The 12,664-nt window shown below is 69.1% G+C and carries 12 protein-coding genes; 4 read left to right on the forward strand and 8 right to left on the reverse strand.

Annotation, left to right across the window (positions count from 1 at the left end; translation table 11 throughout):
- Positions 1 to 80 precede the first annotated feature (80 nt).
- The 5 genes from accB to cutA form a co-directional block, all read right to left on the reverse strand.
- The gene (accB, locus tag ACW5EG_RS01505; RefSeq protein ID WP_457020667.1) at positions 81 to 566 is read right to left on the reverse strand and encodes an acetyl-CoA carboxylase biotin carboxyl carrier protein; all 486 of its coding nucleotides are present in this window, start codon (positions 564 to 566) and stop codon (positions 81 to 83) included.
- A 40-nt stretch (positions 567 to 606) separates the two neighbouring features.
- Positions 607 to 1,053: a type II 3-dehydroquinate dehydratase gene (gene aroQ / locus ACW5EG_RS01510; RefSeq protein ID WP_457018372.1), complete on the reverse strand. Its 447-nt coding sequence runs from the start codon at positions 1,051 to 1,053 to the stop codon at positions 607 to 609.
- Between the two features lie 184 nt (positions 1,054 to 1,237).
- Positions 1,238 to 1,834 (reverse strand): TlpA family protein disulfide reductase, encoded by a 597-nt coding sequence (locus tag ACW5EG_RS01515; protein ID WP_457016903.1) that lies wholly within the window; start codon positions 1,832 to 1,834, stop codon positions 1,238 to 1,240.
- A complete protein-coding gene (locus ACW5EG_RS01520) occupies positions 1,831 to 4,173 on the reverse strand; it encodes a protein-disulfide reductase DsbD family protein (protein ID WP_457021384.1) in 2,343 nt (780 codons plus the stop codon). The genes ACW5EG_RS01515 and ACW5EG_RS01520 overlap by 4 nt, the downstream gene beginning before the upstream one ends.
- A gap of 5 nt (positions 4,174 to 4,178) precedes the next feature.
- Positions 4,179 to 4,508 (reverse strand): divalent-cation tolerance protein CutA, encoded by a 330-nt coding sequence (gene cutA / locus ACW5EG_RS01525; protein ID WP_457016904.1) that lies wholly within the window; start codon positions 4,506 to 4,508, stop codon positions 4,179 to 4,181.
- Between the two features lie 261 nt (positions 4,509 to 4,769).
- On the opposite strand from cutA, the gene ACW5EG_RS01530 reads away from it, so the two are divergent.
- A complete protein-coding gene (locus ACW5EG_RS01530; protein WP_457016906.1) occupies positions 4,770 to 5,198 on the forward strand; it encodes an acyloxyacyl hydrolase in 429 nt (142 codons plus the stop codon).
- 168 nt (positions 5,199 to 5,366) lie between these two features.
- Here the strand turns inward: ACW5EG_RS01530 and alr are convergent, their stop codons facing one another.
- Together alr and ACW5EG_RS01540 are read right to left on the reverse strand one after the other, a co-directional pair.
- Positions 5,367 to 6,479 (reverse strand): alanine racemase, encoded by a 1,113-nt coding sequence (alr, locus tag ACW5EG_RS01535; protein WP_457016907.1) that lies wholly within the window; start codon positions 6,477 to 6,479, stop codon positions 5,367 to 5,369.
- Positions 6,479 to 7,762, reverse strand: coding sequence for a D-amino acid dehydrogenase (locus ACW5EG_RS01540; RefSeq protein ID WP_457020668.1), 1,284 nt, complete (start codon positions 7,760 to 7,762; stop codon positions 6,479 to 6,481). The genes alr and ACW5EG_RS01540 overlap by 1 nt, the downstream gene beginning before the upstream one ends.
- A 171-nt stretch (positions 7,763 to 7,933) precedes the next feature.
- Between ACW5EG_RS01540 and ACW5EG_RS01545 the strand changes: the two genes are divergently transcribed.
- The 3 genes from ACW5EG_RS01545 (at position 7,934) to groL (ending at position 10,654) form a co-directional block, all read left to right on the forward strand.
- Positions 7,934 to 8,407: an Lrp/AsnC ligand binding domain-containing protein gene (locus ACW5EG_RS01545; RefSeq protein ID WP_457016909.1), complete on the forward strand. Its 474-nt coding sequence runs from the start codon at positions 7,934 to 7,936 to the stop codon at positions 8,405 to 8,407.
- Between the two features lie 253 nt (positions 8,408 to 8,660).
- A complete protein-coding gene (gene groES, locus ACW5EG_RS01550; protein ID WP_149102601.1) occupies positions 8,661 to 8,951 on the forward strand; it encodes a co-chaperone GroES in 291 nt (96 codons plus the stop codon).
- 62 nt (positions 8,952 to 9,013) lie between these two features.
- The gene (gene groL / locus ACW5EG_RS01555) at positions 9,014 to 10,654 is read left to right on the forward strand and encodes a chaperonin GroEL (RefSeq protein ID WP_457016910.1); all 1,641 of its coding nucleotides are present in this window, start codon (positions 9,014 to 9,016) and stop codon (positions 10,652 to 10,654) included.
- Positions 10,655 to 10,754: 100 nt separating this feature from the next.
- Here the strand turns inward: groL and ACW5EG_RS01560 are convergent, their stop codons facing one another.
- A complete protein-coding gene (locus tag ACW5EG_RS01560) occupies positions 10,755 to 12,653 on the reverse strand; it encodes a hypothetical protein (RefSeq protein ID WP_457020669.1) in 1,899 nt (632 codons plus the stop codon).
- Between the last annotated feature and the right edge of the window lie 11 nt (positions 12,654 to 12,664).

A 12,664-nucleotide genomic window follows, 5' to 3' on the forward strand; every position in this document is an offset into this window, starting at 1 on the left:
CAGTCGTTCGACGCACGGCCCGCCGGCCTGCAGGCCGGCGGGCGTTCGCAGGCTCGCGCCAGTGGCGCGCGAAAGCCTGCTCACCCGATCACGAACAGCGGCTGGTCGAACTCGACCGGCTGTCCGCTCTCGCAGACGATGGCGAGCACGGTGCCCGAGGTGTCGGCTTCGATCGGGTTGAACATCTTCATCGCCTCGATGATGCCCAGCGTCTCGCCGGCCTTGACCGCCTGCCCGACGGTGACGAAGGCCGGCTTGTCCGGCGCCGGCGAGGCATAGTAGGTGCCGACCATCGGTGACTTCACCACGTGGCCGTCGGGCAGCCCGCTGCCGGCCGGTTCGGGCGCGGGGCGGCCGCCGGTGGAGGCGTCGACCGGAGACAGCATCGGCATCACCGGCTCGCGGTAGCCGGCCTGCGCGACGGGCGCCTGGGCGTAGACCATCGGCGGGCCGGCGCTGCTGCCGCGCGACAGGCGAACGGATTCCTCGCCTTCCTTGATCTCGATTTCGGCGAGGTTCGACTCTTCGAGCAACTCGATGAGCTTCTTGAGCTTGCGCAGGTCCATGGATGGCCTCTGGTGGAATACCGGTGTTGCGGAAAGTGGCTCAGGCGGCCGGCGCCAGGCGGCGCAGCGCGGCATCGAGCGCGTAACGGTAGCTGTCGGCACCGAAGCCGCAGACCACGCCCACCGCCTTGTCGCTGAGGTAGCTGTGCTGGCGGAAGGGCTCGCGGGCGTGGGGATTGGACAGGTGGATCTCGATGAACGGGATCGCCACCGCCGCCAGCGCGTCGCGGATCGCCACGCTGGTGTGGGTGAAGGCGGCCGGGTTGATCAGGATGAAGACGGTCCCGTCGCCGCGCGCGGCCTGGATGCGATCGACCAACACGTGCTCGGCGTTGGACTGCAGGCTTTCCAGCGCGTGGCCCGCCTCGGTCGCACGGGCCTGCAGGTCGGCGTCGATATCGGCCAGGGTGGCGTGGCCATAGACCTCCGGCTCGCGGCTGCCGAGCAGGTTGAGGTTGGGGCCGTGCAGGAGCAGCAGCTGGGCCATCGGTCGAACGGATCGGGACAAGGCGCGCAGTCTGGGGGATGTCGCGGATGCTGTCCAGTTCGCCGAAGTTTGCCGGACTTAAGCGGTTGTTGGAGTAGGCACTCCAGATTCGTGCCGCCTGCGGGAGGCGTCCGCAGCCTTGCCTGCGCGATGTCTTTTTGGATCACGCGCGTTCGCGCAGGCCTCAGGGCGCTGCCCAGCGGTCGATCTCGCCATCCTCGAACGGCCCGATCCTTTGCTTGAGCAGGCGCCCGTCGGCCGAGACCAGGATCGAATAAGGCAGCACACCCTTGGGATTGCCCAGGCGCACGCCCGCGTCGGACGGTCCCGGTGCGTCGATTGCCTGCGGGTAGCCGACCGGAATCTGCTGCAGGAACTCGCGCACCGCCTGCGGGTCGTCCAGCGCCAGGCCGAGGACCTGCACGCCGCTGTCGCCCTGGGCGCGGGCATAGCGGTCGAGCTCGGGCATTTCCTTGATGCAGGGGCCGCACCAGCTGGCCCAGATGTTGACCAGCAGCGGGCGGCCGCTGAAGTCGTCGGGCAGCTGGAACGCGGGGCCATCGAGGCCGGCGACCTGCACGGCCGGCAGCGCCGCGCCGCGACGGGCGACGGTGACGCCCTCCGGTGCGGGCGTATTGGCGGTGAGCGCGTCGTTGAGCACGCGCTGGCCGAACTCGCTGCCCAGCAACGGGCCCGGCCCGGTGGCGAACATGCCGACCACCACGCCCAGCGCACCGGCTGCGGCGGCGACCAGCACGATCTTCATCGGCGTGAGCTTCATGGCGCCGCGCGCCGCAGTGCCGCGGTCACGATGTCATCGCTCAGCAGCGCAGGCAGGACCTCGCCTTCGCCGCCGCCGCGCGGATAGATCACGTACAACGGCACGCCCACCGCCTTGTGCCGGTCGAGGAAGGCGGCGATGGCCGGATCGGCGTTGGTGTAGTCGCCAAGCAGGTAGGCGGCATCGGCCTGCGCCAGCGCGTCGCGGAACACGGGCTGCGACAGCACCCGGCGTTCGTTGGCCTTGCAGGTCACGCACCAGTCGGCGGTCATGTTGACGAAGACGACGCGGCCTTCGGCGCGCAGCGCCTGCAGGCGTTCGGGCGTCCACGCTTCGCGTCCCTCGGATGCGGCCTGCGCCGCGCGCTGCGGCGGCGGTAGTGAGCCCACCTTCCACACCGGCAGCAGCGCGGCCGCCGCCAGCGCCAGCGCCAGCACGCGCCCGGCCATGCCGCCGGTCCAGCGCCTGCGCTCATGCCACCACAGCGCCAGCGCCAGCACGGCCAGGCCGACGGCCACCAGCGCCATCGCGTCCACGCCGCGCTGCTTGCCCAGCACCCACAGCAGCCAGATCGCAGTCAGGTACATCGGGAAGGCCAGCACCTGCTTGAGCGTTTCCATCCACGCGCCCGGCCTGGGCAGGCGGTCGGCCAGCGCCGGGATGAAGCCGATCAGCAGGAACGGCAGCGCCAGGCCCAGGCCCAGCATCAGGAACACCGCCAGCGCCATCCACGGCGATGCGGTGAAGGCGAACGCCAGCGCGCCGCCCATGAACGGCGCGATGCAGGGGCTGGCGACCACGCAGGCCAGCACGCCGGTGAAGAAGTCGCCGGCCGGCCCGGTGCGGGAGGCGAGCGCCTGACCCACGTTGCCGATCCCGCCGCCAAGCGTGAATACGCCCGAGAGGCTCAGCCCGACCGCGAACATCAGGTACACCAGCGCGGCGACGAACCACGGCTGCTGCAGCTGGAAGCCCCAGCCCAGCGCCTGTCCGCCCGCGCGCAGGGCCAGCACCAGCGCGCCGATCGCGGCGAACGCGACCAGCACGCCGGCGGTGTACCAGAGCGCGTGGCTGCGCGCATGGGCGCGGCTCTCGCCGCTCTGCGCCACGCCCAGCACCTTGAGCGACAGGATCGGCAGCACGCAGGGCATCAGGTTGAGCACCAGCCCGCCGAGCAGGGCCAGCAGCAGCGCGCCCAGCGCACCACCGGCCGGCAGGGCGCTTGGGGGAAGCGCGGTGCGCGCGGCGTTGTCGGCGGAAGCATCGGGGGTGGGGTCAGAGTCACTTTCCCCACCGGGCACGTTGGGCGCCTCGATCCCCTCGGGGGAAAGTGACTCTGACCCCGGGGCCACGCCGATCCTTTCGGCGGAAAGTGACTCTGACCCCAGCGCGGCTTTTTCGATTTCGCCCGTCGGCAGCGCCACCTCGACCGTGCGCGTCATCGGCGGGTAGCAGATGCCCTCGTCCTGGCAGCCCTGGAAGGTCGCGGTGAGCTGCACGGTCGCGGCATCGGCGACCGTGCGCCGCAGCGGCAACGGCACGTCGACCTGGTCGAAATAGACCACCACCTCGCCGAAGTGCTCGTCGCGATGCGCCACGCCCGGCGGCCAGCGCGGCGTGCCGGCGGCGATACCGTCATGCCCGTCGAGGCGGAAGCTGCTGCGGTCGCGATACAGGTAATAGCCGCGCGCGGGCGTGAAGCGCAGCAGCAGGGTGTTGCCGTCGCCGGCAATGGCCTCGAAGCCGAACGCCTGCTCGGGCGGCAGCGGCAGCGGTTGCGCCGCGCCGCTGCCATCGACCCCGAGCTGTGCTGCGCCGGCGCCAGGCGCGCCCGCCAGGCTGCGCCCGAGTGCGGCGAACCCGGAGTCGCCCGCTGCATCCGCCGTGCCAACGGCGGCATCTGCGGGCAGGGCGACCTTCAGCGTGCGCGTCTGCGGCGGATAGCAGATGCCCAGGTCCGCGCAGCCCTGGTACTTGACCTGCAGGCTCACGTCCCGGGCGCCGTCGGCGGCGGCACCGGTGAGCACCGCGACAAGCTGGCCCCGATACGTTTCGACCTCGCCGAAGAACTCGTCGGTATGCCGCTTGCCCGGCGGCAGCTGCAGTGGATTGGCCTCGAAGCCACCTTCGACCACCTGCACCGCGGTGCGGTGGCGATACAGGTAGTAGCCCTCGGCGATCGCCCAGTCGATCTCGATTCGGCCCGGCGCGGTCGCGCGTGCCTGCAGCGCGAAGGCCTGGTCGACCGGCAGCAGCTGGCTCTGGTCGATGGCGGCGTTGGCGGGCAGCGCGACGGCCAGCAGCGCGAGCGCAGCGACGCGGACCAGCAGCCCGGTCAGTCGGTTCACTCTTCGGCTCCAGGGCGGGTCGCGTCTGCGATCCAGGCCAGGTAGCCCGGCAGTCCGCCGGCGATATCGACCGCGATCAGTTCGGGAAGTTCGTAGGGGTGAAGTTCGACCACGCGGGCGGTGAGCGCCTGCAGGCGGTCCCGGGTGGACTTGATGATCAGCAGCACCTCGCTGGCGCGCTCCACGCGGCCTTGCCAACGGTAGACCGAGTCCACGCCCGGCAGCACGTTCACGCAGGCAGCGAGCCGTTCGTCGACCAGCGTCTCGGCGATGCGCGCGGCGGTCGCGGCATCGGGGCAGGTACACAGGCAGGCGAGCGCGGTCACGGTGGCGACGGTCCGGAATCGGGGGCAGATAGGGTATCCGAGGTGCCGGCGTGGTGCCGGAGACGGGTGAGGAGTGAGGTCGGAGCGGCAGGCGATCCGCCGCGTCGGTGGCGCAACGCAGCGTGTCGACTGGCGCATCGCTTGTTCATGCCGTCGGTTTTATCCTTGCCCGCCCCACAGGGTCCTCCCTTCCCAATGTCGCGATTGTCGCGTGTCGTGCTGTGCCGGTTCGCTGTCCTGCTGCTGCCCATCCTCTGCGGCATGAGCGCCGCGGCTGCCGCCCAGGTTGAAGTTGGCGCCGGTATGTCGTTCACCCGTGGCAACGAGGACACGCCGGTCGCGGCGGTGGCCTGGCTGCCCGAATGGCGCGAGTTCCGTGGCGGCACCCTGCACTGGGAAGTTGGCGCGATGCACCTGCGCGGCCGCAGCGACTCGGCCTACGACAACGGCGACGACGTCACCATCGTCCACGGCGGCCTGCGCTACGAGCGGCCCAGCGGGCTGGTCGCCGGTGTCGGGGTGGGCGTGCAGGAGGGGTGGACCGAGGCGCTGTCTGGCGATCCCCAGTTCATCAGCACGCTGGGCTGGCGCTGGGGCCGTTTCTCGCTGCTGGCCCGGCACATCTCCAACGCCAGCCTGCACGAGCCCAACGACGGCGAGACGATGCTGCAGGGGGCCTGGCGGTTCTAGGGCGCTGGGCGTCCCATCATCTCGACAAACATTCCTGTCACCCCGCATTCCTGTCATCTCGACCGAAGGGAGAGATCTTGCGTGGGCCTGCGTTGGCGTCGGCTTGTGCGGCGGCGCGGAGTGGATTTCTCCCTCCGGTCGAAATGACAGACAGTGCCGCGTCACGCGTCATCCCGCGGCGTCTTCGGGCGGGCGCTCCTGTTGCGGTCCGACGTAACGCCGCGGCACGCGCTTGAGCCCGGTCAGCAGGCGGTAGGGGCTGTTGCCGCTGCGCGCGGCGACCTCGGCGACCGGCAGCCGGGGTCCCCACAGTTCGACGATGCTGCCCAGGCCGGCCTGCGGGTGGTCGGTCAGATCGATGGTGAGCATGTCCATCGACACGCGGCCGATCAGTTCGCCGGGCCGGCCGTCGATCACCACCGGCGTGCCCGAGGTGGCGTACTGCGGATAGCCGTCGGCGTAACCGGCGGCAACCACGCCCACGCGCGTGGGCCGGGTGGTGATGAAGGTGCCGGCGTAGCCGATCGGCTCGCCGGCGGCCAGTTCGCGCACCGCGATCACCTTTGATTCGAGCGTCATCACCGCGCGCAGCGCCACGGCTTCGGCGCGCGGCGCGTCGAGCATGTGCGAGCCGTAGAGCATCAGGCCCGGCCGCACCCAGCCGCCGCGCGTTGCGGGCCAGGCCATCAGCGCAGCCGAATTGGCCAGGCTGACGGGCGTACCCGCCGGCAATTGCGCGAGCGCTGCGTCGAAGCTGGCAAGTTGCTGGCCAGTGCTGGCGTGCGAAAGTTCGTCGGCGCGCGAGAAGTGGCTCATCGCGATCATCGTGTCGATCCAGGGCAGGGCGCGCAGCCGCCGCCATGCATCCACGTATTCGCCTGGCGCGAGCCCCAGCCGGTGCATGCCCGAGTCGAGCTTCAGCCACACCTGCCAGGGCCGGGATGCGCGATGCGTTTGGAGCAGGTCGACCTGCCAGGGCGAGGCCACCACCGTCCACAGCTCGTGCCGTTCGATCAACGCCAGTTCGGCCGCGTCGAAGAAACCTTCCAGCAGCAGGATCGGTGTGCGGATGCCGGACTCGCGCAGCTCCAGCGCCTCTTCGATGCAGGCCACGCCGAAGGCGTCGGCCTCGCCCTCGAGCGCGCGCGCGCAGGCGACGGCGCCATGGCCGTAGGCGTCCGCCTTGACCACCGCCAGCGCCCTGCCGCCGCCGAGCGCACGCGCGTGGCGATAGTTGTGGCGCAGCGCGTCCAGGTCGATGGTGGCGCGCGAGGGGCGCATCAGCGCAGGCCCTTCGGGTTGGGCCAGGGGCGGTCGTAGCGCGAGATGTCCAGGCCCTCGGTATCGATTGCCGGCGCGTGGCCGTCGATCAGGTCGGCGAGGTAGCGCGCCGAGCCGCAGGCCATGGTCCAGCCCAGGGTGCCGTGGCCGGTGTTGAGCCAGAGGTTGCGGTATTTCGTCGCGCCCACCACCGGCGGGCCGTCGGGCGTGGACGGGCGCAGGCCGCTCCAGAAGTCCGCGCGCGACAGGTCACCGCCGTGCGGGTACAGGCTGCGCACCACCATTTCGAGCGTCTCGCGCCGGCGCTGCGGCAGCGACAGGTCGTAGCCCGCCACCTCGGCCATGCCGCCCACGCGGATGCGGTCGTCGAAGCGGGTGATCGCCACCTTGTAGCTCTCGTCGAGCACGGTCGAATGCGGCGCCATTTCCGGCCGCGTGATCGGGATGGTCAGCGAGTAGCCCTTGAGCGGGTAGACCGGCAGGCGGACGCCGACCGGCGCCAGCAGCCGTGGCGACCAGCTGCCCAACGCCAGCACGTAGCGGTCGGCGGCCTCGACGCGGCCGTCGATGCGCACGCCCGACAGCCGATCGCCATCGGCCAGCAGCGCCTCCACGTCGCTGCCGTGGCGGAACTCCACGCCCGCGTCGACGGCAAGCGCCGCCAGCCGGGTGGTGAACAGATGGCAGTCGCCGGTCTCGTCGCCGGGCAATCGCAACGCGCCTGCCAGCGTGTCGCGGACCTGTGCGAGCGCAGGCTCGGCGCGCACGATGCCGTCGCGGTCGAGCAGCTCGTAGCGCACGCCGTATTCGCGCAGCACGGCGATGTCGCGCGCCGCGGCGTCGAGCTGGGCGTGGGTGCGGAACAGCTGGGTGGTGCCGAGCGTGCGCTGTTCGTACTCGATGCCGGTGGCCACGCGCAGTTCGGCCAGGCAGTCGCGGCTGTATTCAGCCAGCCGCACCATCCGCGCCTTGCTCACCGCGTAGCGCGGATGGGTGCAGTTGCGCAGCATCGCCCACAGCCAGCGGTACTGTGCCGGGTCGCTGGTGGGTTTGATCGCCAGCGGCGCGTGGCGCGACAGCAGCCACTTCACCGCCTTGAGCGGGATGCCAGGCGCCGGCCACGGCGAGGCATAGCCCGGCGAGACCTGGCCGGCATTGGCGAAGCTGGCTTCCATCGCCGGCCCGTCGCTGCGGTCGACCACCACCACCTCGTGGCCCTGCTGGCGCAGGTACCAGGCGCTGGTTACGCCAATCACGCCGGAACCCAGGATCAGGATGCGCATCGCCTTGCTCGCTCGCGGCAGGCCGGAAGGAGTCGGGTCCATCCGGGGGTGGGTCGAAGGTGGTCACGGGGCGGAATTCCACCAGTATAAGAGCGGGAAGGCAGCGGAATTTTCCAAGATTCAGTCGGATGGCAGTTAATATTCCTGCAAAGACCGCCCCCGACAGTGCCAATGAAACGCAGGGAACTCGACCGCGTCGACCGCCGCATCCTGCGCATCCTGCAGCAGGAGGGGCGCATCGCCTTCACCGAACTCGGCGAGCGCGTGGGCCTGTCGACCACGCCCTGCACCGAGCGCGTGCGCCGGCTCGAGCGCGACGGCGTGATCACCGGCTACCACGCCCGTGTAGCGCCCGCCGCGGTCCAGGCCAGCCTGCTGGTGTTCGTCGAGATCAGCCTGGCCTACAAGTCCGGCGACATCTTCGAGGAATTCCGCCGCGCCGCGCTCAAGCTGCCGAACGTGCTGGAATGCCACCTGGTGTCGGGGGATTTCGACTACCTGATCAAGGCGCGGATCTCGGAAATGGCGTCCTACCGCAAGCTGCTCGGCAGCACCCTGCTGACCCTGCCGCACGTACGCGAATCCAAGAGCTACATCGTCATGGAAGAGGTGAAGGAGACGCTGGAGCTGCCGGTCGGGGACTGAGTTTGCGTGGCTCCGGCGGCCCCCATCCCAACCCTTCCCCCGCGAGCAGGGGAGGGTTGGGATGGGGGCAAGCCGAAACCGCGAAAAGAAATCCACACCCTGCCCCTTGAAAGCGCCGGCTACCCCCCTCATCTTCCGATCACCTCCCGGCCCGTCCGGGATTTTCGCGCCCGCGTTGCTGGCAGTCGCCCTTGGCGAGTGCTAACATCGCCGCCCCTTTACCTGTCCAATCAATCACTTGCGAGGGTTGAAAATGAGCAACATCAAGCCGCTGTACGACCGCGTGGTCATCAAGCGTATGGAAGAAGAGAAGCTGTCGGCCGGCGGCATCGTGATCCCGGACTCGGCCACCGAAAAGCCGATCAAGGGTGAAGTCGTCGCCGTCGGCGAGGGCAAGGTGCTCGACAACGGCAGCGTGCGCGCGCCCAAGGTCAAGGCCGGCGACAAGGTGCTGTTCGGCAAGTACAGCGGCACCGAGGTCAAGCTCGACGGCACCGAATACCTCGTGGTGAAGGAAGACGACATCTTCGCGATCCTCGGCTGATCGCGGCGTCTTTCGCCAGCCCTTTCCACATTCCCACTATCCAGACATCGAGGTAATCAGCCATGGCTGCCAAGGAAATCCGTTTCGGTGAAGACGCGCGCGCCAAGATGGTGCGCGGCGTCAACATTCTCGCCAATGCCGTCAAGGCAACCCTCGGCCCGAAGGGCCGCAACGTCGTGCTCGAGAAGAGCTACGGCGCGCCGACCATCACCAAGGACGGCGTCTCCGTCGCCAAGGAAATCGAACTGGCCGACAAGTTCGAGAACATGGGCGCGCAGATGCTGAAGGAAGTCGCGTCCAAGACCTCCGACAACGCCGGTGACGGCACCACCACCGCCACCGTGCTGGCGCAGGCGCTGATCCGCGAAGGTGCCAAGGCGGTCGCCGCCGGCATGAACCCGATGGACCTCAAGCGCGGCATCGACCAGGCCGTCAAGGCCGCGGTGCAGGAGCTGAAGAACATCTCCAAGCCCACCGCCGACGACAAGGCGATCGCCCAGGTCGGCACGATCTCGGCCAACTCCGACGAGTCGATCGGTACCATCATCGCCGACGCGATGAAGAAGGTCGGCAAGGAAGGCGTGATCACCGTTGAAGAGGGCTCGGGCCTGGACAACGAGCTCGACGTCGTCGAGGGCATGCAGTTCGACCGCGGCTACCTGTCGCCGTACTTCATCAACAACCAGCAGTCGATGTCGGCCGACCTGGATGACCCGTTCATCCTCCTGCACGACAAGAAGATCTCCAACGTGCGTGACCTGCTGCCCGTGCTCGAAGGCGTGGCCAAGGCCGGCAAGCCGCTGCTGATCGTGGCCGAAGAGGTTGAAGGCGAAGCGCTGGCGACCCTGGTGGTCAACACCATCCGCGGCATCGTCAAGGTCGTGGCCGTCAAGGCCCCGGGCTTCGGCGACCGTCGCAAGGCGATGCTCGAAGACATGGCCGTGCTGACCGGCGGCACCGTGATCTCCGAGGAAGTCGGCCTGCAGCTCGAGAAGGCGACCATCGCCGACCTCGGCCGCGCCAAGAAGGTGCAGGTCTCCAAGGAGAACACCACCATCATCGACGGCGCCGGCGAGACCGGTGGCATCGAGGCGCGCATCAAGCAGATCAAGGCGCAGATCGAAGAGACCTCTTCGGACTACGACCGCGAGAAGCTGCAGGAGCGCGTGGCCAAGCTGGCCGGCGGCGTCGCGGTGATCAAGGTCGGTGCCTCGACCGAGATCGAGATGAAGGAAAAGAAGGCCCGCGTCGAAGACGCCCTGCACGCCACGCGCGCTGCGGTGGAAGAAGGCGTGGTCCCGGGCGGCGGCGTGGCCCTGGTGCGCGCGCTGCAGGCCATCGGCGAGCTCAAGGGTGCCAACGAAGACCAGAACCACGGCATCGTGATCGCCCTGCGTGCAATGGAAGCCCCGCTGCGCGAGATCGTCACCAACTGCGGTGAAGAGCCGTCGGTGGTGCTGAACAAGGTCAAGGACGGCACCGGCAACTACGGCTACAACGCGCAGACCGGCGAGTACGGCGACATGATCGCGTTCGGCATCCTGGATCCGACCAAGGTCACCCGTTCGGCGCTGCAGAACGCAGCCTCGATCGCCGGCCTGATGATCACCACCGAAGCGATGGTGGCGGAGCTTCCCAAGAAGGAAGAGCCGGCCATGGGCGGCGGCGGTGGCATGGGCGGCATGGGCGGCATGGATTTCTGATCCAGCGCCAACCGTTCCACTGCGACACGAAAAACCCCGCCGCGAGGCGGGGTTTTTCTTTGCGCGACGTGGACTCACGCAACCCTGGCCGCGTTCGTGCTCAGGCCAGCCGGTTGTAGCGCAGCACGATCTCGTAGCGGCTTTCCTCGTCGTCGCTGACGTACTCGCGCAGTTCGCGGTATTGCTGGGCGACCTTCTCCAGCGGTGTCACCTTCACCTTGATGCCGCCGGCCGTCGTGTACTGGCGCGGCGGCGGCAGCGGGAAGTTGAGGCTGGTCAGGGCCACCAGCTCGCCGATGGTCGGGCCGATCGCGTCCTCGATGATCAGGTCGGCCGGCGCCCACAACGCGACGAACAGGATGATGGCCAGTGCGATGGCGACCGCGATCGCGGCGGCGATTGCGCCGGCCACGCCCATGGCGACCAGCTTTGTCGCGATCGCCCCGGCTTCCTTGAGATGGTCCTTGATGAAGTCAATCACGTCCTTCATGACCTCGATGAAGGCCTCGGTGAAGCTGTCGATCTGTTTCTCGAACGCCTCCTCGCCGTCCACCTCGAAACCCAGGATCGAGACCGCACCGCCGAGGATCGGTTGCGAGTGCGAGAACAGCAGATGCTCCATCGCGCGCGACTCGCCGCTGTCGACGTCGCCGAAGCGGATCGGGTTGCCGCCATTGGGCGACTGCGGAGCGCTCGCGCTGAGATCGGGGAACAGCGCCGCGGCCAGGATCTTGATGCCGACTTCGTCCGAACCCCACGAGGCCGGTGCGGTTTCCCTGCGCGCATGCAGGGTTTCGCTGGTGATCTGGAAGCGCGCGGTTGCTGGCGGTACCACCATGACGCGCTGGCCGTTGGAGAACAGCGTCTGCCCCCATCCCGGGTCGCCGCCGTCGTTGGGCACCATCACCTGGAAATCGTACAGGCCGGGCGGCAGGTCGTCGGGCAGGCGGAAGCTGAGGCGGTCGTGCACCCGACAGTCGATGATCGGCACCTCGACCCCGTCGATGGTCTCGGCCAGTGGGGTTTGTTCGTCGCCGCGCACGTGCGCATCGACATCGCGCACGATGCTGAAGGTCGCCACGTCGGTGAGGCGTACCTTCGTCTCGACGCTGGAGAAGTTCACGCCTTCCAGCATCACCGCGCGCCCGGCCTCGATCTCCTGCACGCGCAGGCACACCTCGCCATTGGAGCTGCCCGGGCAGTCGGTGGTCTGCACTTCGCAGACCTGGACGGGCTGGCCGCCCTCGAGGATCACATGGCAGCGCTGCTGTACTTCCTCCGGGGTGTAGTCGCCGGTGCCCAGCGTGGGCAGGAATTCGCCGGTGCGCAGGGCGTTGACGCGGCACACGCGAACCTGGGTGGGCGGGAATTCGCCGCCCGGGAACGGTTGCGTGCGGCGCAGTCCGGGACGCTCTTCGAGGGCGCCGTCCGGGTCGCCGAACAGCTGCAGGCCGACGTTGGCCACCAGTTCCGTGGCCACGGCCTGGGCCAGGACGTCGACGGTGAGCGGCTGGTCGGGATCGCGCGGCACCTCGCTGGAGAACAGGCGGTCGCGCTCACCGGGCGCAAGCGTGTCGAAGGACGCCAGCGAACAGGACAGGACGCGGCGCAGGTCCGGGGTCAGCCGGCCGAGGGTGGCGAAGGCGCGTTGCTCGAGGACATTGGCGGCAGGCTTGCCGGCCAGCTGGCGGCGCGCGAGATGGAAGAAGGTCGCGCCGAGTGCGCTGGGCACGCGGGTGTTGCCCAGCAGCGTGTCCAGCTTGCGGCGACGGCTCTGCTTGGGCTTGCCGCCAAGCGAGGCCGGGACACAGGCGCCGGGCGCGGTGGGTGGGCAGGTGTGGTCAGCGGCGGGAGGAGAGGACTCGCCGCAATCGCAGGGCGCCGAGCAGTTGTAGATGTTGACGTCGCCGCGGCTGTCGATGTGGATATCGATCCTGCAGTCGGAACTGGCGGGCTGGGGGGCTGGGGTAGGGTTGGTGGGTTTGCGGTGCGCGTCCATGGGGGTCCTGT

Source organism: Luteimonas sp. A611, from assembly GCF_054072715.1.